This is a genomic window from Pseudonocardia sp. NPDC046786 (genome assembly GCF_040645415.1).
Lineage (GTDB): Bacteria > Actinomycetota > Actinomycetes > Mycobacteriales > Pseudonocardiaceae > Pseudonocardia > Pseudonocardia kongjuensis.
Map to the genome: position 1 here is coordinate 104,748 of NZ_JBEYYF010000003.1, position 21,080 is coordinate 125,827.

The 21,080-nt window shown below is 74.1% G+C and carries 19 protein-coding genes; 8 read left to right on the plus strand and 11 right to left on the minus strand.

Features of this window, described 5'->3' with window-relative positions:
• Positions 1-83 precede the first annotated feature (83 nt).
• The gene (gene ligD, locus ABZ881_RS04380; protein WP_358481740.1) at positions 84-1,130 is read right to left on the minus strand and encodes a non-homologous end-joining DNA ligase; all 1,047 of its coding nucleotides are present in this window, start codon (positions 1,128-1,130) and stop codon (positions 84-86) included.
• Between the two features lie 35 nt (positions 1,131-1,165).
• Between ligD and ABZ881_RS04385 the strand changes: the two genes are divergently transcribed.
• Both ABZ881_RS04385 and msrB read left to right on the plus strand, forming a co-directional pair.
• Positions 1,166-1,447, plus strand: a complete 282-nt coding sequence (locus tag ABZ881_RS04385; protein WP_358481742.1) for a hypothetical protein — start codon at positions 1,166-1,168, stop codon at positions 1,445-1,447.
• A gap of 34 nt (positions 1,448-1,481) precedes the next feature.
• The gene (gene msrB / locus ABZ881_RS04390; protein ID WP_344019040.1) at positions 1,482-1,925 is read left to right on the plus strand and encodes a peptide-methionine (R)-S-oxide reductase MsrB; all 444 of its coding nucleotides are present in this window, start codon (positions 1,482-1,484) and stop codon (positions 1,923-1,925) included.
• A 7-nt stretch (positions 1,926-1,932) separates the two neighbouring features.
• On the opposite strand, the gene hemQ is transcribed toward msrB, so the two are convergent.
• From hemQ to hemE, 3 genes are read right to left on the minus strand one after another with little or no spacing between them, the layout of a single operon-like run.
• Positions 1,933-2,628, minus strand: coding sequence for a hydrogen peroxide-dependent heme synthase (gene hemQ, locus ABZ881_RS04395; protein WP_358481743.1), 696 nt, complete (start codon positions 2,626-2,628; stop codon positions 1,933-1,935).
• 23 nt (positions 2,629-2,651) lie between these two features.
• The gene (hemG, locus tag ABZ881_RS04400) at positions 2,652-4,079 is read right to left on the minus strand and encodes a protoporphyrinogen oxidase (protein WP_358481745.1); all 1,428 of its coding nucleotides are present in this window, start codon (positions 4,077-4,079) and stop codon (positions 2,652-2,654) included.
• A gap of 4 nt (positions 4,080-4,083) precedes the next feature.
• Positions 4,084-5,169: a uroporphyrinogen decarboxylase gene (hemE, locus tag ABZ881_RS04405; RefSeq protein WP_358481747.1), complete on the minus strand. Its 1,086-nt coding sequence runs from the start codon at positions 5,167-5,169 to the stop codon at positions 4,084-4,086.
• A gap of 96 nt (positions 5,170-5,265) precedes the next feature.
• Here hemE and ABZ881_RS04410 point away from each other — a divergent pair, with 96 nt between their 5' ends.
• The 3 genes from ABZ881_RS04410 to ABZ881_RS04420 all read left to right on the plus strand — a co-directional run bounded on the left by ABZ881_RS04410 (position 5,266) and on the right by ABZ881_RS04420 (position 8,109).
• Entirely contained in the window at positions 5,266-5,871 is a 606-nt protein-coding gene (locus ABZ881_RS04410; protein WP_344019033.1) for a DUF3000 domain-containing protein, read from the plus strand.
• A 325-nt stretch (positions 5,872-6,196) separates the two neighbouring features.
• The gene (locus ABZ881_RS04415) at positions 6,197-6,850 is read left to right on the plus strand and encodes a response regulator transcription factor (RefSeq protein ID WP_033199956.1); all 654 of its coding nucleotides are present in this window, start codon (positions 6,197-6,199) and stop codon (positions 6,848-6,850) included.
• A 113-nt stretch (positions 6,851-6,963) separates the two neighbouring features.
• Positions 6,964-8,109, plus strand: a complete 1,146-nt coding sequence (locus tag ABZ881_RS04420) for a ribonuclease D (RefSeq protein ID WP_358481748.1) — start codon at positions 6,964-6,966, stop codon at positions 8,107-8,109.
• Positions 8,110-8,121: 12 nt separating this feature from the next.
• Here the strand turns inward: ABZ881_RS04420 and ABZ881_RS04425 are convergent, their stop codons facing one another.
• From ABZ881_RS04425 to dxs, 3 genes are read right to left on the minus strand one after another with little or no spacing between them, the layout of a single operon-like run.
• Positions 8,122-9,327 carry a HAMP domain-containing sensor histidine kinase gene (locus ABZ881_RS04425; RefSeq protein WP_358481750.1) on the minus strand — a complete coding sequence of 402 codons (1,206 nt, stop codon included), beginning with the start codon at positions 9,325-9,327 and terminating at the stop codon, positions 8,122-8,124.
• Between the two features lie 4 nt (positions 9,328-9,331).
• On the minus strand, positions 9,332-10,030 hold the full coding sequence (locus tag ABZ881_RS04430; protein ID WP_358481751.1) for a response regulator transcription factor: 699 nt from the start codon (positions 10,028-10,030) through the stop codon (positions 9,332-9,334).
• A 1-nt stretch (position 10,031) separates the two neighbouring features.
• Positions 10,032-11,975: a 1-deoxy-D-xylulose-5-phosphate synthase gene (dxs, locus tag ABZ881_RS04435; protein WP_358481753.1), complete on the minus strand. Its 1,944-nt coding sequence runs from the start codon at positions 11,973-11,975 to the stop codon at positions 10,032-10,034.
• Between the two features lie 633 nt (positions 11,976-12,608).
• Between dxs and ABZ881_RS04440 the strand changes: the two genes are divergently transcribed.
• On the plus strand, positions 12,609-13,976 hold the full coding sequence (locus ABZ881_RS04440; protein WP_358481754.1) for a GGDEF domain-containing protein: 1,368 nt from the start codon (positions 12,609-12,611) through the stop codon (positions 13,974-13,976).
• A 13-nt stretch (positions 13,977-13,989) separates the two neighbouring features.
• On the opposite strand, the gene ABZ881_RS04445 is transcribed toward ABZ881_RS04440, so the two are convergent.
• From ABZ881_RS04445 to ABZ881_RS04460, 4 genes are all read right to left on the minus strand, one after another.
• Positions 13,990-15,255: a GGDEF domain-containing protein gene (locus ABZ881_RS04445; protein ID WP_358481755.1), complete on the minus strand. Its 1,266-nt coding sequence runs from the start codon at positions 15,253-15,255 to the stop codon at positions 13,990-13,992.
• 283 nt (positions 15,256-15,538) lie between these two features.
• Positions 15,539-16,837, minus strand: a complete 1,299-nt coding sequence (locus ABZ881_RS04450) for an MFS transporter (RefSeq protein ID WP_358481756.1) — start codon at positions 16,835-16,837, stop codon at positions 15,539-15,541.
• A 325-nt stretch (positions 16,838-17,162) separates the two neighbouring features.
• Positions 17,163-17,759, minus strand: coding sequence for a histidine phosphatase family protein (locus tag ABZ881_RS04455; RefSeq protein WP_358481757.1), 597 nt, complete (start codon positions 17,757-17,759; stop codon positions 17,163-17,165).
• A gap of 7 nt (positions 17,760-17,766) precedes the next feature.
• Positions 17,767-18,192 carry an HIT family protein gene (locus ABZ881_RS04460; protein ID WP_344019013.1) on the minus strand — a complete coding sequence of 142 codons (426 nt, stop codon included), beginning with the start codon at positions 18,190-18,192 and terminating at the stop codon, positions 17,767-17,769.
• Positions 18,193-18,249: 57 nt separating this feature from the next.
• Between ABZ881_RS04460 and ABZ881_RS04465 the strand changes: the two genes are divergently transcribed.
• Together ABZ881_RS04465 and glgX are read left to right on the plus strand one after the other, a co-directional pair.
• Positions 18,250-18,717 carry a PPOX class F420-dependent oxidoreductase gene (locus tag ABZ881_RS04465; protein WP_344019011.1) on the plus strand — a complete coding sequence of 156 codons (468 nt, stop codon included), beginning with the start codon at positions 18,250-18,252 and terminating at the stop codon, positions 18,715-18,717.
• 184 nt (positions 18,718-18,901) lie between these two features.
• Positions 18,902-21,070, plus strand: a complete 2,169-nt coding sequence (gene glgX, locus ABZ881_RS04470) for a glycogen debranching protein GlgX (RefSeq protein WP_344019009.1) — start codon at positions 18,902-18,904, stop codon at positions 21,068-21,070.
• Positions 21,071-21,080: the final 10 nt, after the last annotated feature.

Here is a 21,080-nt window from a genome sequence, read left to right on the forward strand (position 1 = left end):
CGGCACCGGTCGTCCGCCGGCCACAGCCGGACGCGGACCCGGACCGGAGCCGGACCGGTCAGGAGCTCACGCTTCCGGGGCCCTCACGCCGGGGGGTCGTCGCCGGCCGGACGCTTCGCCCGGGACGGCTGCACCCGCATCGGCTCGCCGGGCATCTTCGGGTACTCCGGCGGGTAGGGCATCTCCCCCAGCCCGCGCTCGCTCTCGTCCTCGGCGTACCAGCAGAGCGCGGTCCCGCAGTCCCCGCGATGATCGTCCATCGCCGCGTGCGGGTCGCCGTGCCGTTCCAGGATCCCGGGGACGGTGCGCAGGGTGAACTCGGCCGGATCGACGTCGGCGAGCGCGTCCCAGGTCAGCGGCATGGAGACGGTCGCGTCCGGCAGCCCGCGCACCGACCAGGCCGAGGCGATCGTCCGGTCCCGCGCGGCCTGGTTGAAGTCGAGGAACACCCGCTCGCCGCGTTCCTCCTTCCACCAGTCGACGGTGGCCCGCTCCGGGATGCGCCGGCAGACCCGGCGGGCGATCGCGATCACCGCGCGGCGCACCTCGATGAAGTCCCACTCCGGCCGGATCGGGGCGAACACGTGCAGGCCGCGCCCGCCGGACGTCTTCGGCCACCCGGTGAGGCCCGCCTCGTCGAGCACCTCGCGCAGCACCCCGGCGACGGCGACGGCGTCGGCGAAACCGGTCCCCGGCTGCGGGTCGAGGTCGATCCGCAGCTCGTCGGGCCGGTCGGTGTCCCGGCAGCGGACCGGCCAGGGGTGGAAGTCGAGGGTGTTGAGGTTCGCCGCCCACGCGATCGTCGCCGGCTCGGTGATCGCGACCGACTCGGCGGTCCGGCCGCTCGGGAACGTCACGGTGCAGGTCCGCACCCAGTCCGGGGCGCCCTTCGGCACCCGCTTGACGAAGAACGGATCGCCGTCGACGCCGTCGTTGAAGCGTTTGAGGTTGGTCGGACGGTCGCGCAGCGCACGGGTCATCGGCCCGCCGACGGCCAGGTAGTACTCGACCACCTCCCGCTTGGTGATCCCGAGCTTCGGGAAGGTGACCTTGCCCGGGCTGGTCAGCCGGACGTCCCGGGTCCCGTCCGGCCCGTCGACCTGCAGGATCACCACGTCTCGGCTCGCCACGCGGGGGAACCTACCGCGACGACTATCGTGGTGCCATGAACGACGACCGGTCCCCCCGGTTCGACGACGACCTCGCCGACCTCGATCCGGACGATCCGGAGGCGCGCGCGTTCGCCGCCCACCTGGACCGGATGCAGCGGGTGCCGTCCTGCTCGGTGGAGGGCTACATCCGCGGGGTCGGGGACTTCGCCGACGCGGCGAACCGGGTACGCGGACCGCATCGCACCGTGGCCGTCGCGGTCACCACGGTGCTGCTGCTGTTCGCGGCCTGGGTGATCGCGAACGCGGTGGTCTTCGTGGTCTCCACCTGGCTCTGAGGCAGCGCGCCCGGAGAAGGGTTAGCGTGGGTGCATGGGTCTGTTCAGCAGCAACACCGGCTCCGGGACGGAGCCCGCACCGAAGGTCGTCAAGTCCGACGAGGAGTGGCGGGCCCAGCTGAGCCCGGCCGAGTACCACGTGCTCCGCGAGGCCGGGACCGAGCGGCCGTTCACCGGCGAGTACACCGACGAGAAGCGGACCGGCGTGTACCGCTGCCGGGCGTGCGGGGCGGAGCTGTTCCGCAGCGAGACGAAGTTCGAGTCGCACTGCGGGTGGCCGTCGTTCTTCACCCCGCTGGCCGGTGAGGCCGTCATCGAGCGCACCGACTCCAGCATGGGCATGACGCGCACCGAGGTGCTGTGCGCGAACTGCCACAGCCACCTCGGGCACGTGTTCGCCGGCGAGGGCTACGGCACCCCGACCGACCTGCGGTACTGCATCAACTCGGTGTCGCTGACCCTGGAGCCGGGCGAGTAGCCCCGGATCAGGGCAGCGACGCGACCAGGTCGCCGACCTCGACCCGCGGGCCGGTGTAGAACGGGATCTCCTCCCGGACGTGCCGACGGGCCTCGGTGCCGCGCAGGTGCCGCATGAGGTCGACGATCCGGTACAGCTCGTCGGCCTCGAAGGCGAGGATCCACTCGTAGTCGCCCAGCGCGAACGCCGGCACCGTGTTGGCCCGGACGTCGGCGTAGTCGCGGGCCTCCTTGCCGTGGTCGGCGAGCATCGTGCGGCGCTCGGCGTCGGGCAGCAGGTACCACTCGTAGGAGCGGACGAACGGGTAGACACAGACGTAGCGCTTCGGGTCCTCGCCGGCCATGAAAGCCGGGACGTGGCTCTTGTTGAACTCCGCCGGGCGGTGCAGCGCGGTCTGGCTCCAGACCGGGACCGAGGCTCGGCCGAGCGCGGTGGTGCGGCGCAGGTCGGCGTAGGCTGCCTGCAGCGACTCGATCTCGGCGGCGTGCCACCAGATCATGTAGTCGGCGTCGTGCCGGACACCCGCGAGGTCGTACACGCCGCGCACCGCGACGTCCTTGTTCGCCAGCGACTCGAGGTACTCGGTCGCCTGCCGCGCCGCCTCGGACCGCTCGTCGCCGAGCCGGCCGGGCTCGACCCGGAACACCGACCACATGGTGTACCGGATGGTGTCGTTGATCGCTTTGACGTCGACGCGGGCCATGCAGCGCATGCTACGCCGGGTGGTCAGGGCGCCCTCACCACCCGGTCGGTGATCCGCCCGGCGGCGGCCCGCGCGGTGCCGACGCAGGCGGGCACGCCGACCCCGTGCAGCATCGCCCCGGCGACGGCCAGCCCGGGCTCGGCGGCGACCGCCGACTCGAGCGCGGCGACCGTGCCGCCGTGCCCGACGCCGTACTGCGGCAGCCCGCCGCCCCAGCGCTGCACGTGCACCGCCACCGGGTCGGCGTCGATCCCGTCGAGCTCGCGCAGGTCGGCGCGGACCCGGGCGACCAGCTCGGCGTCGTCGACCTGCAGGGTGGCCTCCTCGCCGAACCGGCCGAGCGAGGCCCGCAGCCGGACCAGGCCGTCCTCGCCGAGATGCGCCCACTTCGTCGACGCGTGGGTCACCCCCTTGATCGACAGCGGCTCGTCGGCGGCGACCAGGCAGCCGCTGGTCGCGGGCGGGTGCAGGTCGGACCGCCGGTAGGCGAGCGCAACCACGGCCGACGACGCCAGGCCGATCCGGGCGGCCGCGGCGGCCGCGGCCGGCAGGACCGGCTCGAGGAGCCTGCGCAGGGCGGGCGCCGGGACGGCGAGGACGACCGCGTCGACGTCCAGCACCTCGGGCGCCGGGACCGGGCCGAGCACCAGCCGCCAGCCCGCGGGGCGTCGTTCCAGGGCGCGCACCGCCGTCGCGGTGCGGACGGTCGCCGCGGACGCCGCGACCAGCGCGGCGACCACCTCCCGGTAGCCGCCGCGCACCGCACCGAAGACCGGTCCGGCCGGCGCCGGGCCCGGTCCGGCGGCGAGCGTCCCGCCCGGCTGCTGCCCGCCGGAGGTCATGCCGGCCGTGGCGGCGTCGGTCACCGACGACGCGCCCGCGTCCAGCGCCGCGGCCAGCGCCGGGACGGTCGCCCGCAGTCCGAGCGTGTCCACCCGCCCCGCGTACACCCCGCCGAGCAGCGGATCGGCGATCCGCTCGACCACCTCGGGCCCGAACCGCTCCCGCAGCAGCCCGCCGAGCGCGACGTCGTCCCCGGGCGCCCAGTGCAGCGGCATCGACGGTTCGGCGGCCACCCCGGCCAGTCCGGCCGCCGACAGCACCCCGGAGAGCTCGGCGGCGCGGCCGGGGACGCCCATCAGGGTCCCGCGCGGCAGCCGCACGGTCCGCCCGCCGGCCCGGATCGTGGCCGTCGCCGGTGTGGGGTGGGTGAGCGAGCCGGACAGGCCGAGCTCACCGAGCAGGTCGAGCATCTCCGGGCGGCGCACCAGGAACGCCTCGGCGCCGACGTCGAAGGGTGCACCGGCCAGGTCGACCGTGCGCAGCACCCCGCCGAGCCGGTCCCGCTGTTCGAGCACGGTGATCGCGGCGTCCGGGCCGAGCAGCGTCCGCAGCCGGTGCGCCGCGGCCAGCCCGGAGATCCCGCCGCCGACGACGGCGACCCGGGTCACCGGCTCACCCGGTCGGCTGGGCGTGGACGGTCTCGATCGTGCGGGTGACGACGTCCGGATCGGTCTGCGGGAGGACGCCGTGCCCGAGGTTGAACACGTGGCCCGGGCAGCGGGCACCCTCCGCGGCGATCCGGGCGACGTCGGCGTCGATCGCCTCCTGCCCGGCGAACAGCACCGCCGGGTCGAGATTGCCCTGCACCGGCACGGCGCCGCCGGCGCGGCGGGCGGCGACGTCCAGCGGGGTGCGCCAGTCGACCCCGATCACATCCGCGCCGGCCTCGGTCATCGCGCCGTACAGCTCGGCGGTGCCGACCCCGAAGTGGATCCGCGGCAGGCCGGTCCCGGCGAGCGCGCCGAGCACCGCCGCCGAGTACGGCAGGACGAACTCGCGGTAGTCCCGCTCGGACAGCGCGCCCGCCCACGAGTCGAACAGCTGCAGGGCGTCGACCCCGGCCGCCGCCTGCTGCTGCAGGAAGGTGCCGGTCGACCGGGACAGCTTGGCCATCAGCGCGTGCCACACCTGCGGCTGCGAGCGCATCAGCGCCTTGGTCCGCTCGTGGTTGCGGCTGGGACCGCCCTCGATGAGATAGGACGCGAGGGTGAACGGGGCGCCGGCGAAACCGATCAGCGGCGTCTCCCCCAGCTCGGGGAGCAGCAGCGCGATGGCGTCGGCCACCCGGGCCACCTGCTCGGGGGCCAGCTCCGGCAGGGCCTCGACGTCGGCGGCGGTGCGCACCGGAGAGTCGACCACTGGGCCGGTACCCGGGACGATGTCGACCCCGATCCCGGCCAGGTAGAGCGGCACCACGATGTCGGAGAACAGGATCGCCGCGTCGACGCCGTGCCTGCGCACCGGCTGCAGGGTGATCTCGCAGGTCAGGTCCGGGGTCAGGCAGGCCTCGAGCATCCCGTTGCCGGCCCGCAGCGCCCGGTACTCGGGCAGCGAGCGCCCGGCCTGGCGCATGAACCAGACGGGCAGCCGGGACGGCCTGCGGCCGCGCACGGCGTCCAGGAACGGGGACCCGGCCAGGTCCCGCCGGGCGGCGGCGGTCGAGGGGGCGGGAACGGTGCCTGCGGTACCTGCTGTCATGACCCCGCCATCCTCCCACGTCCCCGGCGCCGACCTGCCGCCCACCCCGGCGCGCCTGCCTGCGACGACGGGCGGTTCGCCCTAGAGTCTCCCGCCGTGCCGGACGCGATCTCCCCACCACCGCTGTTCCACCATGCGGTCACCTCACTCGCCTCGGTGGCGCCGCGCCCGGAGCTCGTGGTGCGCGCGCTCGAGGCGCCGCCCCGGCTCGCCCCGTTCAGCTGGGCGACGAGCGTCGAGGCCGACATCGGCCACCGCGGCGACGGCACCGACGACCTCGACGAGCCGGACACCTCCGGCCGGCTGATCCTGCTGCACGACCCGGACGGCCAGGACCGCTGGCAGGGCACCTTCCGGTTGGTCTGCTTCGTCCAGGCCCGGCTGGAGATCGGGCAGCTCGGCGACGACATGCTGCCGAGCATCGGCTGGTCCTGGTTGACCGACGCGCTCGAGCACTCCGGCGCGGAGTTCACCGCACTCGGCGGCACCGTCACGCAGACCTCGTCGGTCCGTTTCGGGGGGCTCCAGGGGGCCGGCGACGACCCTCCGCGGGAGGACGACGTCGAGCTGCGGGCCTCCTGGACGCCTACGGAGAGCGACGCCGACCTGTCCCGACACGCCGTCGCGTTCGGTTCCCTGGTGGCCACCGCGGCCGGACTGCCGCCGGTGGGCGCCGTACCGTTGAGTCGGTCACCCGGCTGATAGATGCAGGTCAGCGGCGCGTTGACGAGAAATGTCACCCGTCGGAGTGGGAGCGCACCCACATCCATGTAACTTTCCGGGGCAGAAGTTCGAATGCACACGCGACGTTAGGCCGCATGGAGGGATACCATCTCCCGCATGGCACCCACCCGGGCGGCCGAGCGCCACTCTCCGTCCCTCGGGTTCCGGTGTTGGTCGGGGGCTGACGACCGACTCCAGGAAGGTTGACGACGTGGCTGTACTTGGCCAGCAAGTGCCGGCGCAGAGCTCCGGCAGCACCACCGCAGGTGGCGCTCCGATCGGTGGAGCCGTGCTCTCGCCGGGGATCGTCCCGCAGCCACGGGAGGAGCTGTTCACGGTTCTCGTCGTGGACGACCACCCGCTGCTGCGGGAGGCGATCGCCGGCAGGCTCCGCTCGATGGGGGCCGGCACCGTGCACGAGGCCGCCTCGGTCACCGAGGCACGGGCCCGCGCCCACGCGGCAGGGCCGTGCGATCTCGCGATCCTGGACCTGACCCTGCCGGACGGCAGCGGTCTGGACCTGGTGAGCGAGCTGCGGTCGCTCGGCTGGAACCGGCTCGTGGTGCTGGCGTCCTCGGACGACCCGTACGCGGTCCGCTCGGCGTTCCAGGCCGGAGCGCAGGCGTACCTGCTGAAGTCCGCATCGCCGTCGGTCGTGACCGACGGCGTGAAGCGGGTGCTCGACGGCGGCGTCTACGCCGACCCGACGGTCGCCCCGCTGCTGGCGACCGGTTCCCGGGTGCCGGGCACCGACAACACCCCGCGGGAGCTGTCGGCCCGCGAGGTCGAGGTGCTCCAGCTCGTCGCGGACGGGCAGTCCAACAAGGAGATCGGCGAGGCGCTCAACCTCTCCGCGCTCACCGTGAAGAGCCACCTGTCCCGGATCGGGCGCAAGCTCGGCACCGGTGACCGGGCTCAGATGGTGGCGCTGGCGATGCGTGCGGGGGTCATTCGCTGAACCAGGGGACGCGGACGACAGGCGGTGCGGAGGTCCGGTCGCCCGGTCGTCCGTCCCCGGATGGTTCACCCGATCCGGTTCCCCTGCTCCGGCCGGCCGACGGCCTGCCCGAGGTGACGGCGTGCCCGGACGCTCTCGCCGAGGTGGCCGACCGGTTCGCCGGGGGCACCGGCCCGATCGCGGTGGACGCCGAGCGCGCGTCCGGTTTCCGTTACTCGCAGCGCGCCTACCTGGTGCAGCTGCGGCGGGCGGGCGCCGGGACCGCACTCGTCGATCCCATCCCGCTGCGCGGCGCACTCGCTCCCCTCGCCGCCGCGCTCGACGGTCCGGAATGGGTGTTGCACGCGGCGTCCCAGGACCTCCCCTGTCTCGCCGAGATCGACCTGCTCCCCGCGTCCCTGTTCGACACCGAGCTGGCCGGACGGCTCGCCGGCCTCCCCCGGGTGGGTCTCGGCCCGATGGTCGAGAACCTGCTCGGGCTGTCCCTGGAGAAGGGGCACGGGGCGGCCGACTGGTCGCGCCGTCCGCTCCCGGAGGACTGGCTGGTCTACGCCGCGCTCGACGTCGAGGTCCTGATCGAATTGCGCGACGTGCTCGCCGGGCTCCTCGAGGAGCAGGGCAAGACCGAGTGGGCGCGGCAGGAGTTCGAGGCGGTGCGCACCGCGCCGCCGCCGGGTCCGCGCGCCGAGCCCTGGCGGCGGACCTCCGGGATCCACAAGGTGCGCCGGCCGCGTCCGCTGGCCGCGGCCCGCGAGCTGTGGCACGCCAGGGACTCCCTGGCCGCCGAGCGGGACATCGCCCCCGGCCGGGTGCTGCCGGACGCCGCGATCGTCGACGCGGCCGTCCGGAACCCGGAGTCGCCGCAGGCGCTCGCCGAGCTGCCGGTGTTCCGCGGCCGCTCGCAGCGCCGGCTCGCCCGCTACTGGTTCGACGCGCTGCGCCGCGCCGCCGAGCTGCCCGAGTCGGAGCTGCCCCGCGGATCGGCGCCCTCGGACGGGCCGCCGCCGGTGTCCCGGTGGGCCGACCGCGATCCGGACGCCGCCGCCCGGCTCACCGCCGCGCGCGCCGCACTGGCCGCCGTCTCCGAGGAGCACGGCGTGCCGGTGGAGAACCTGCTGCAACCCGATCTGCTGCGCCGGCTGTGCTGGGCGCCGCCCGCCGGCGGCGACCTCCGCGGCGCGCTGGCCGCGGGCGGGGCCCGCGCGTGGCAGGTCGATCTGCTGGCCCCGCTGCTGGAACCGGTGCTCGTCACCGGCTGAGCGGCCCGGGATTCAGCGGTCCGGGAACGCCGGCAGCCGCCGGTCCGCGGAGCGCCGGCCGGTGACCGGCGATCCGTCGTCGGCCGCGGGCACGGTGTCCCGGTCGTCGACGCCCGGCAGCGTCACCCGGACCTCCAGCCCGCCGCCCGGCACCGCCTCGGCGGTCACCGCGCCGCCGTGCGCCTCCGCGACGGCCCGGACGATCGACAGCCCCAGCCCGGAACCGCGGGTGTGCGCGGTGCGGGCGACCGGCCCCCGCCGGAACGGCTCGAACAGCTCGGCCACCTGGTCCGGCGCCAGCTCCGGGCCCGACGACACCACCCGCAGCTGCGCCACCGGCCCCGGCGCGCAGCCCGCCTCGATCCATCCGCCGTCCCGGTTGTGCCGCACGGCGTTCTCCAGCAGGTTCGCCACCAGCCTGCGGAGCAGCGGCTCGTTCCCGGCGACCGGCGCGGTCCGCGGATCGGCGCGCACGGTCAGCGCCCGCGCGGTCACGTCCGGCGCGATCACCGACAGCTCGCCGGTCAGCAGCTCGGCGAGGTCCACCGGATCGCGGTCGGCGCCGCTCAGCGGCCCGGTCGCCTCGGTGCGGGCGAGCAGCAGCAGCCCGGTCACGAGCTCGTCGCAGCGGCGGCCCGCGTCCCGCACGACCTCGGCCATCCTGCGCAGCTCGGCCGCGTCGGCGTCCGGGTCCTGCAGGGTCACGTCGACCTCGGTGCGCAGCACCGCGAGCGGCGTGCGCAGCTCGTGCCCGGCGTTCGCGACGAACCGGCGCTGCGCGTCGAAGGCCGCCTGCAGCCGGTCCAGCATCGCGTCGAACGCCATCGCCAGCTCCGCCACCTCGCCGCGCGCCGGTCCGAGCGCCACCCGCTCGTCCAGCGAGTTCGCCGACAGTCGCGACGCGGTGTCGACCACCTGGCGCAGCGGGTCGAGCAGCCGCCCGACGAGCACCCACGCCGTCACCGCCCCGGCCAGCACGACCAACGGGAACGCGATCAGCCCGGCCCGCAGCACCTCGTCCCTGGCGGACGCGGCGATCGCGTCCCGGGCCGTCTCGGCGGGCACCGGCACGCCGTCGACGACGACCGTCCCCGGCAGCGCCGGGGTCCCCGCGACGGCCGACCCGACCAGCATCCAGCCCAGCCACAGCAGCAGGGCTGCGACCACCGCCACCAGCACGGTGGCCAGCGCGGTCAGCCGCGGCCGCAGGCGGTGCACCGGCTCAGCCCGCGGCCGACCCGGGCGGGATGCCGGTGTGCGCGGCGTCCGGCACCCGGTAGCCGGCGCCGACCACCGTCTCGATCAGGGCCGGCTCGCCGATCTTCTTGCGCAGCGTCATGACGGTGACCCGCACGGTGGTGGTGAACGGGTCGGCGTTCTCGTCCCAGACCCGCTCCAACAGCTCCTCCGACGACACCACTGCGCCGCCCGCGGCGAGCAGCACCTCCAGCACCCCGAACTCCTTTCGGGTCAGCTCGACCGGGCGCCCGGACCGGACGACGGTCCGCCGGGCCGGGTCGAGCACGAGATCGCCCGCGGCGAGGGTCGGCGGCAGCGCGGGGGTGGCCCGGCGGCCCAGTGCGCGGACCCGCGCGACCAGCTCGGGGAAGTCGAACGGCTTGGCCAGGTAGTCGTCGGCACCGCGGGACAGGCCCGCGACCTTGTCCGCCAGGGTGCCGGACGCGGTGAGCATCAGCACCCGGGTGGTGCCCCCGGCGGCGACCAGCTCGTCGCACAGCTCGTCGCCGCTGCGGCCGGGCAGGTCTCGGTCGAGCACGGCGACGTCGTACCGGGTCACCGACAGCTTCTCCGAGCCCTCGTCGCCGTCGTAGGCGACGTCGACCGCGATCCCGTCCCGGCGCAGCCCGCGGGCGACCGCGTCGGCCATGGCGGGCTCGTCCTCGACCACGATCACACGCATCTCAGGCCCCCCGGACCGCCCGGCCGGGCGCGCCCAGCTCCGGCACCGCCGGGGCGGAGGCGGCGGCCCACTCGGTGACCCGCCGAGCGACGTCCTGGACGGTCAGGCCGGTCCGGGCCAGCACGTCGTCCCGGCTGCCGTGCTCCAGGTACTCCTGGGGCAGCGCCAGGTCCCGCTGCCGGACGTCGATGTCGGCGGCCCGCAGCGCGTCGGACAGCGCCGAGCCGAAGCCGCCGTGCGTTCCGCAGTCGGACACCGTGACGACGAGCTGATGGTCCGCGGCGAGGGTGAGGACCTCGCGCGGGACCGGGAGCACCCAGCGCGGGTCCACCACGGTCACGTCGACGCCCTGGTCGGCGAGCCGCTCGGCGGCCGCCACGCCCAGCGCGCCGAACGCGCCGACGCAGACCATCAGCACCTGGGCGCGCCGGTCGGACGGCTCGTGCAGCACGTCGACGCCGGCCGGGCCGTCGAGCCGGCGGACGGCGGGCACCGACGACACGACGGCGCCCTTCGGGTAGCGCAGCGCGGTCGGCCCGTCGGTGACGGCGACCGCCTCCCGGAACTCCTCGCGCAGGGTGTCCTCGTCGCGCGGGGCGGCGACCCGCATGCCGGGCACGATCCCGAGCAGCGACAGGTCCCACATGCCGTTGTGCGACGGCCCGTCGCTGCCGGTGACGCCGGACCGGTCGAGCACCAGGGTGAGCCGCTCGGTGTGCAGGCCGACGTCCATCAGCAGCTGGTCGAACCCGCGGTTGAGGAACGTCGAGTACAGCGCGACGACCGGGTGCATCCCGGCCCGGGACAGGCCGGCGGCGGTGGTCAGCGCGTGCTGCTCGGCGATGCCGACGTCGATCAGCCGGTCCGGGTAGGCCGCGGCGAACGGGGCCAGCCCGGTCGGGCCGAGCATCGCGGCGGTGATCGCGACGACGTCGCTGCGGCGGCCGCCCAGCTCGACGACCTCCTCGGCGAAGATGTCGGTCCAGCCGGTGCACGGCGTGCCGGTGGGTTCACCGGTCGCCGGATCGAACGCGGCCGGGCTGTGCATCTGCTCGGCGTCGTCGTTCTCGGCCGGGGGGTAGCCGTTGCCCTTGCGGGTCACCGCGTGCACGATGACCGGCCCGCCGAACCGCTTCGCCCGGCGCATGGCCGACTCGACCTGCGCGATGTCGTGCCCGTCGACCGGGCCGAAGTACTTCAGCCCGAGATCGCCGAACAGCTCCTGCGGGCTGACCGCGTCCTTGACGCCCGCCTTGATCGCGTGCAGGCCGGCGTAGAGCGCCGGTCCGACGACGGGGGTGCCGCGCACCGTCCGCTTCCCCGCCTCGAGCATCCGCTCGTAGCCGGGCTGCAGCCGCAGCGAGGCGAGCCGGTCGGCCAGCCCGCCGATCGTCGGCGAGTAGGACCGGCCGTTGTCGTTGACGACGATCACGACGTTGCGGTCGTCGCCGGCCGCGATGTTGTTGAGCGCCTCCCAGGCCATCCCGCCGGTGAGCGCGCCGTCCCCGATGACGGCGACCACGTGCCGGTCGCGCCCGGCGAGCTCGTTCGCCCTGGCGATGCCGTCGGCCCAGGACAGCGACGACGACGCGTGGCTGGACTCCACGTGGTCGTGCTCGGACTCGGCGCGGCTCGGGTACCCGGACAGTCCGCCGGTCTTCTTCAGCCGGTCCCAGCCCTCGTGCCGGCCGGTCAGCAGCTTGTGCACGTACGCCTGGTGCCCGGTGTCCCAGATCACCGTGTCTCGTGGCGAGTCGAAGACCCGGTGCAGGGCGATCGTCAGCTCGACCACACCCAGGTTCGGGCCCAGGTGACCGCCGGTCCGTGAGACCGCCTTGATCAGGAACCCGCGGATCTCGGCCGCCAGCGAGGCGAGCTCGTCCGCACCGAGCCCGCGCAGGTCGGCCGGGCGCCGGATCGCGGTGAGCCCCCGGTTCGTCGTCACGTACTGCCTCCTCGCCGCCGGGGACCTCCCGCAGGCGGGGAACCGCCCTCGACGCCCCGGCATCGACTCACGCCCACACTCTACGGAGCGGTCGTCGAACGGGCCCGCGGGCGCGCGCCGGGTGGTGGTCACCACCCGGCGCGCCGCATCCCGTCACCGGCGGGTCCGGTTTCGCAAGATCAGAATCCCCAGTTGCGCATGATCGCTCCCCTCGCCTTGTCGATCGGCCGCGAAATGCATTCGACACGTCCGCCGGGCGGACTCAGAAACCCCAGTTGCGCACGACACCCTCGCTTTCGTGATCGAACTCCTGCGTGGCGCGCTTTCCCGGCCCCCACCTGGCGACCCTCTGCCGGACGGGTCGCTGCCGGCGGAGCCGGAAGACGAATAGGCGGCGGGTCCAGAATCGCGCGGTATGCCGGTGCGAACAATGCAGCAGGCACCATTGTGTGCAGGCGCTCCGCACTATCCACTTCGCGACATTACGCAGGGTAGTCGGGCCGGGGCGTGAGCTGCTGGGGCACTGTGCGAAAGGCGACTTCGGCCACTCCGAGCGACGGGCGGCCCGCTACGATCGGTCGCACCACCGCCTCCACGGCGGCTCCAGCCCGCGGCACGACGAGAGGGGGCGGCATGACCTCGCCGCCCGCCCCGTTGTTCCGGGTCGACCGCTGGCAGGTGTGGCGGGTCCCGTCGAGCCTGCTGGGCGCGATGCTGGCGGTGGAGCTGCTGGCCGGCGCGCTGACGTTCAGCGACCTGGTGCTGCGCCCCGATCTCGACCCGGCGACGCTGGGGCTGCTCGTCACCCTGGCGGTGGCCGGGGTGCTGCACACCGAGATCGTCGTCGGGATCGAGCGGATCCGGCGCTACACGGCCGACACCCACCACGTGAACCTGACGTCGGTCTGGACGCTCGCCGCGGCGCTGCTGCTCCCGCCGGCGCTGGGGGCCGTCGTGGTCGTGGTGGTCTACACCCACCTGTACTGGCGGGTGCTGCGCCCGGTGCCGCTACCCGACCGCCGCCCGGCCTACCGGGAGGTCTACAACGCCAGCACCGTGATCGTGGCTGTGCACGGCGCCTCGGCGATCGTCGGTGCCACCGGCCCCGGCGGCGTCTACGAGGGGCTGCCGCCGGTGCTCGGGCTGGTGCTGGCACTGCTCGTGTACACCGTGGTGAACACCTGCCTGGTGCTCGGGGCGGTCGCCATCGTCAATCCGGAGACCCGCATCCTGCAGATCCTCTTCGGCGGCGACGAGCTGGTGCTGGAGCTGGCGACGCTCTGCCTGGGCGCGCTGACCGCGGTCGCGCTGCTCGCCGTCGGCCCGCTCGCGGCGGTGCTGGCGGTCCCGCCGATCATCGTGCTGCACCGTACGATCCAGGTCCGGCACCTGCGGGAGAAGGCCGACCTTGACGCGAAGACCGGGCTGCTCAACCACTCCGCGTGGAGCGTGCGGAGCGCGCACGCGCTGCAGGTCGCCGAGCGTGAGCGGCGGCAGGCCGCGCTGCTGATCCTCGACCTGGACCACTTCAAGGAGATCAACGACACGCACGGGCACCTCTACGGCGACCAGGTGCTCGCCGCGACCGCGCAGGTCCTGCGCGAGGAGCTGCGCGACCACGACCTGGTCGGCCGGTTCGGCGGCGAGGAATTCGTGGTGCTGCTCCCCCGGCTCTCCGGTCACGACGGGCGCGACGAGGTCCGGCAGATCGCGGAGCGGCTGCGCGCCAGGGTGTCCGGGCGGCAGACCGGTCCCCCCGACGGCGCCGGCCCCACCAACGGCTCAGGGTCTGCCGACGGTGCTGCCGAAGGCGGGCCCGACCCGGGCCGCGGCGGGCTGGGCATCACCGTCTCGATCGGCGGAGCGCTGTTCCCGGCCGACGGCACCGGGACGACGGCGCTGCTCGAGGTGGCCGACTCCGCGCTGTACGCGGCGAAGCGGGCCGGGCGGGACTCGGTGCGGATCGGCCGGCAGCAGTTCCCGGCCCCGGAGCGGCCCTGATCCGCGCCGGCGGCTAGACCTCCGAGCCGGGCTCGGCCGCCGTGCGGCCCAGCCGGACCCGGTTGCGGCCGGCCCGCTTCGCCGCGTACAGGGCGTAGTCGGCGACCTGCATGAGCTCCTCCAGCGACTCGCCGTCCTGCCCGGTGATCGCCACACCGACCGAGACCGACAGGTCGGTGATGGTCAGCGGCCCGCCGGGCAGGTCGACGGTCACGGCGAGCCCGCGCACGGCGCGCCGGATCCGCTCGGCCGCGGCGTGCGCCAGCGTGCGGCCCTCCGGCCCGCGCGGCAGTCCGGCCAGCAGCACGACGAACTCCTCGCCGCCGAACCGGCCCACCGGGTCGACCTCGCGGACCTGCGCGGTCAGCGTCCGGGCCACCGCGGTGAGCACCTCGTCACCGGCCAGGTGGCCGTAGCCGTCGTTCACCGACTTGAAGTGGTCGAGATCGAGGATGAGCACGGCGACCGCGTCCCGGTGCCTGCGGCCGCGGGCGATCCCGCGGTGCGCACGGCCCCGCCAGGCCGCGGCGGTGAGCAGCCCGGTCTTGGCGTCGGTGTTGGCGCGCTCCTCGAGCTGGCGGATCAGCACCGCGCGGTGCAGCACCAGCAGCGGCGGCAGCACGAGCAGCATCAGCAGCGGCTGGCGGAGCGCGGCGAGCGCCGCCAGCACGGCCAGGCACAGCGTGGCGCCCTCGAGGATGTGGTCGTCCCACTCCCCCAGCACGCCGCGCAGGGCGAACCGGCGCCCGGTCGTCAGGGCCAGTGCCAGGGCGACCAGCAGCTGGTTGACCACCACGTAGACGGCCATCGCGAGCAGCAGCAGGCCGGCCGCCGGGAGCATGCCGCCCGGCCCGGTGCCGGCCCCGGCGACCGTCTCCAGCCCGTGCGGCGCGACCAGCGTCGACGCGGCGATGGCGGCGAGCACGACCGTCGAGGTGGTGTAGACGTGCCGGTAGAAGCCGGCGCCGGCGGGCCGCCAGACCCGCCACCACAGGTGGCTGTAGACGCCGATGACCACCACGCCGGCCAGCCCCGGCGGGAGCAGCAGCGCACCGGCGAACGTCCAGACGCTGGACAGGTCGAAGTAGGACGCGTGCGCCACCCGCCGCCGGACCCGTTCGATCCCGGTGGCGAGCTCGGTGTGCACCACCCCGAGCGCGATCAGGCCGAGCGCGCCGAGCGCGGCCAGGCCGGTCGAGCGGTCGGCGGGCAGCGCCGCCAGGCCGCCGATGACCAGTACGACGGTGAGCAGCTCGACGGTGAGCAGCACCAGGAGCATCGGTCTGGGCAGTTCCAGGGTCGGACAGCGGGGGCGCCGTCGTCGCTCTCCGGTCATCGGACCGCCCCCCACCGTGACACCGAACACACCCTAAATGGGACAGCACGATCGATTTCTCGTGGTGGCGTCACCCGAACGGGTACACTGGTGACGAGTTGATCGCGCACAGTGATCCACCCCGGCACCTGTCGTACAGGAGGTGACATCATGCGCAACCGTGGCTGGTGAGAACCGACGGAGCGACATCGGCTCCCGGGCGAGCCGGGACCCCGTTCCTGCGGGGTCACCCGGCTGCTCCCGGTTCGCCGACCGACGGGCACCCGACGAGCCTGCGCGCCCCGAGCGCCAGGAACACCCCGAGTACCCCGAAGATCCCCAGCGCGGTGGCCGGCTCGGTCCACTGCGCGAGCACCCCGCCGAGCAGCACCACCGCCCCCTGGCTGCCGACCAGTCCGGACGCCGCGACACCGGTGGCCCGGCCGCGCACCGCGGTCGGCGTCTCCCGGGCGAAGCCGGCCTGTGCCTGCACCAGGCAGGCCGTCGCGCAGGCGCCGGACACGGCCCACAGCCCCACCGCGGACCAGAGCCCCGGTGCGAACGGCGTGAGCGCCAGCGGGACCGCCGCGCCGACCGCCAGCGGCACGATCCACCGTTCCCGGAAGCGCGCCGGGAGCACGAAGGCGAACAGCAGCGCGCCGATCACGCTGCCGGCCGGATCGGCGGCCATCAGCAGCCCGGTCGCCATCGGCCCGGCGCCGATCGCGACGGCGTAGGCCGCGGCGAGCGCCTCGGGAAGCACGTAGATCCCGATCAGCCAGGCCACCAGCACCAGGTAGCGGCGGCGCGGGTGCCGGAACACCAGTGAGAGCCCCGACCGGGCGCCCTCCAGCCAGCTCCCCGGCCCGGGATCCCGGTTCGGGTCCGGGTCCACGGAACCGTCCCCGGCACGCCGGACCGCCCAGCGCGAGCGCATCCCGAACCCGACGACGGCGGCGGACAGGGCGAAGGTGGCCGCGTCGACCAGCAGCGCGCCGGACGGCGTCAGCAGCGCCACCAGCACCCCGCCGGTGCCGAAGCCGACAACCTGCGCCACCTGCACCGAGACCTGGCGCAGCGCGATGCCGCGGGCCAGCAGCGCGCCCCCGAGGAGGTCCGGGAGCACCGCCGACCGGGCCACGTTGTGCGGCCCGCCGAGCAGCACGACGACGACCAGCAGCGCGCACAGCACCGGCAGCGGGAGCCCGGGCAGCGCCATCACCCCGACCAGCCCGGCCCGGACCAGATCGGTCGCGACCATCACCAGCCGGCGCGGGAACCGGTCGGCCAGCTGACCCAGCAGCAGGCCCCCGGCGAGCGCGGGAAGGAAGGTCAGCGCGTAGAACGTGGCGGACCAGGCCACCGAGCCGGTCCGCTCCAGCACCAGTACGGTGAGCGCGACGCGGGCGACTTGGTCCCCGGCCGCCGAGAGCATCTCGGCCGACCACAGCGCGCGGAAGTCGGGGACCCGGAACGGGCTCCCGGTCGTGGACGGCCCGGTGCCCCGGGGGTTCCCGGACGCCGCACTCCCCCCACTGCCGGTCACTGCCATCCGGTACGGATCCCTTCGACGAGCCATGGGAGGGTCCGGCGGTTTCTCCGCCCGTCGATCCGACTCGGATGCCGTCGGGCTCGCAAACGGCCACCGGGATTCTCGTCGAGCGTATGTATACGGCCCGAGAACGTCAGGTCAGCGAGGGTGCGTACCGACGGACGGCAGCACGACGGCGACGAACGGCAACAACGGGTCGCATCCGGTTGCCCGATGGGGCGCACGACCGGACGGATGCACGGCCCGCCGTCGCCGGACGGTCGCCCTCCCCGGACGGGCCGTGCCCGCCCGCGGGCCCGTCCGACCGGTCACTTCGGACTCACACCAGGCCCCTGACGTGCGAGATGTCGTTGACCGTACGGGCCTTTCGCAGTCCGTCCCTGGCGCAGAAGACCCGGGTCACGCCGACGTAGTCCAGCGGGAACGGCAGCATCCGGTCGGTCCTCAGCACGGTCGCCAGGTAGGCGTTCACCACACCGGCGTGTGCGACGACGACGGCGGTCGCCCGGCCCGGATGGGCGGCGACGATCTCCTCGATCCCGGCCCGCACCCGGCCGACGAACCCGTCGACGTCGACGTGCGCGGGCAGGTGCCCGGCGCGCATCCGTTCCCAGGACTCCGGATCGGCCTCGGCCATCTGCGCGATCGGGACGTACTCGGTCCGCTCGGCGTCGAACTCCCGCAGGTCGGCCCGGGTGATGGCGGTGATCCCGCGGGCCGCGGCGAGCGGCGCCGCCGTCTCCACCGCGCGGCGCATCGTGCTGGTGTAGAGCGCGTCGACCGGCTCGCCGTCCAGCGCGGTGACCAGCCGTTCCGCCTGGGCGTGCCCCTCTGGTGTCAGGCCGGGATCGGCGAACGTGCCGTCGCCGTGCTCGACCCGCTGCGGGAGTGCGTGCCGGACCAGGATGAGCTGCACGGCCCGGTCAGGCCGGGACGTGGTCGCCGTGGCCGGCGGCGCGCAGCGCGCCGCGCAGCGCCTCGGCGTGCCCGTCCTGCTCGGCGGCGTCCACCGTCGCGGCGGCGTTGGCGAAGTCGAAGGACGCCATGTCCCAGGCCGGGAACACGTGCACGTGCAGATGCGGGACCTCGAAGCCGGCCACCAGCAGCCCTACCCGCGGCGGGTCCCAGACGTCGCGCACCGCGCCGCCGACGGCGTGCGCCACCCGGGTGAGGTGCGCGTTCAGCTCCACGTCGGCGTCCACCCACCGGTCGACCTCGGTGCGCGGCACGACCAGCGTGTGGCCCGGGCCGAGCGGGTTGATCGAGAGGAAGGCCACGCACCGGTCGTCGGACCAGACGAACCGGCCGGGGATGTCGCCGTCGATGATCTTGGAGAAGACACTGGTCACGGGTCCGGACCCTAGTACGCCGGGCGACGGCCGGGCCGCGGCCATACGCTGACCCGCATGCCGCGCACCATCGCCACCGCCACCCGCGTCGAGCTCGACGAGCTGCTCGAGTTCGTCCGGCCGCGCCACCACATGGTGCTGCTGACCGCCCGCTCCGACGGCGGCGTGCAGGGATCGCCGGTCACCGGCGGCGTCGACGACCGGGGCCGGATCGTGATCTCCACCTACCCGGAGCGGGCGAAGGCCACCAACGTCGGGCGGACCGGCACCGCCTCGGTGATCGTGCTGTCCGACGACTTCGGCGACGCCTGGGTCCAGGTCGACGGCGACGCCGAGCTGCTCACCCTGCCCGAGGCGCTGGAGCCGCTGGTCGACTACTTCCGGTCGATCTCCGGCGAGCACCCGGACTGGGACGAGTACCGGCGCGCGATGGCCGACCAGGGCAAGGCCCTCATCCGGATCACCCCGACCCGATGGAGCCCGGTCGCGACCGGCGGGTTCCCCGCCCGGCTCGCGGACACCTGAGCCCGGCTCCCGGCTCCGCGCGTCCCTCCTGGGACACTGGGCTGAGCCGAACGCACACCCAGCGCTGTGACGTGCACGTCACGCGGTCGCGGGTGACCCACGCGTCCCTGCGGCAACGGTGCCGGCCCCGATAGGTTTGAGCGCGCGCACGGCCGTCGGCCGCACGCGAGGAAAGGACCGCAGCATGCAGCCCTGGCCCGGGCACGCCTACCCGCTGGGCGCCAGCTACGACGGCACCGGCACCAACTTCGCCCTGTTCTCCGAGGTTGCCGAGGCGGTCGAGCTCTGCCTGTTCGACCCGGACCCGGACGACCCGGGCGCGCTGACCGAGACCCGGGTGAAGCTGACCGAGGTGGACGGCTTCGTCTGGCACGGCTACCTGCCCGGCGTCGAACCGGGCCGACGCTACGGCTATCGGGTGCACGGCCCGTACGACCCGGCGCAGGGCCTGCGGTGCAATCCCAACAAGCTGCTCATCGATCCCTACGCCAAGGCCCTCGACGGCCCGGTGGACTGGGACGAGGCCGTCTTCGGCTACAACTTCGGCGATCCCGACTCGCGCAACGACACCGACTCCGCGGCGTTCGTCCCGAAGTCGGTCGTGGTGAACCCCTACTTCGACTGGGGCTCGGACCGCCCGCCGAAGATCCCGTACAACGAGACCGTCGTCTACGAGGCGCACGTCCGCGGGCTCACCACGCTGCACCCGGACGTCGAGGAGGAGCTGCGCGGCACCTACTCCGGCGTCGCGCACCCGGCGATGATCGAGCACTACCGCCGGCTCGGGATCACCGCCGTCGAGCTGATGCCGGTGCACGAGTTCGTGCAGGACCACCACCTCACCGAGAAGGGCCTGTCGAACTACTGGGGCTACAACACGATCGGCTTCCTGGCCCCGCACCACGCCTACTCGGCGGGCTCGGTCCGGTCCGGGTCGCAGGTCGCGGAGTTCAAGGCGATGGTGCGCGACCTGCACGACGCGGGCATCGAGGTGATCCTCGACGTCGTCTACAACCACACCGCCGAGGGCTCGGACATGGGACCGACGCTGTCCATGCGCGGCATCGACAACCACGCGTACTACCGGCTGGTCGACGACGACCCCCGCTACTACATGGACTACACCGGCACCGGCAACTCGCTCAACGTGCGCAACCCGCACACCCTGCAGCTGATCATGGACTCGCTGCGCTACTGGGTCACCGAGATGCACGTCGACGGGTTCCGCTTCGATCTCGCCTCCACTCTGGCCCGCGAGTTCTACGACGTCGACCGGCTGTCGACCTTCTTCGACCTGGTCCAGCAGGACCCGGTGATCTCGCAGGTCAAGCTGATCGCCGAGCCGTGGGACGTCGGGCCCGGCGGCTACCAGGTCGGCAACTTCCCGCCGCTGTGGACCGAGTGGAACGGCAAGTACCGCGACACCGTCCGCGACTTCTGGCGCGGCGAGGCCGGCTCGCTCGGCGAGTTCGCCTCCCGGATCACCGGCAGCTCGGACCTGTACCAGGCCGACGGCAGGCGGCCCTACGCCTCGATCAACTTCGTGACCGCGCACGACGGCTTCACCCTCGCCGATCTCGTCTCCTACAACGAGAAGCACAACGAGGCCAACGGCGAGGACGGCAACGACGGCGAGAGCCACAACCGCTCCTGGAACTGCGGCGTCGAGGGCCCCACCGACGACGAGGAGGTGCTCGAGCTGCGCGCCAGGCAGCAGCGCAACTTCCTCGCCACCCTGCTGCTCTCGCAGGGCACCCCGATGCTGCTGCACGGCGACGAGCTGGGCCGCACCCAGGGCGGCAACAACAACGTCTACTGCCAGGACAACGAGATCGCCTGGCAGGACTGGGAGCTCGGCGACAAGCACGACGACCTGGTCGGCTTCGTCTCCGGGGTGACCGCACTGCGGCACGCGCACCCGGTGTTCCGGCGCCGCCGGTTCTTCGCCGGCAAGCCGATCGGCAGGTCCTCGGCCGACGACGCGATCGCCGACATCGGCTGGTTCACCCCGGCCGGGCGGGAGATGCGCGAGGAGGACTGGGACAACGAGCTCGGCCGCGCCGTCGTCGTGTTCCTCAACGGCGAGCAGATCGCCGACGTCGACCAGCGCGGGCAGCGGATCACCGACGACTCGTTCCTGCTGTGCTTCAACTCCTACTGGGAGGACATCGACGCCACCCTGCCGCCGGCCGAGTTCGGTGCGGCCTGGGAGACCGTCGTCGACACCCACTCGGGAGAGGTGCACCCGCCGGCCGGTGCCGGTCACGGCGGCGCCGACCTCGATCCGGTCTCCGCGGGCTCGGTGCTCACCCTGCCCGCCCGTTCCCTGCTCGTCCTGCGATCGAAGGTCTGAGGCGCACCGC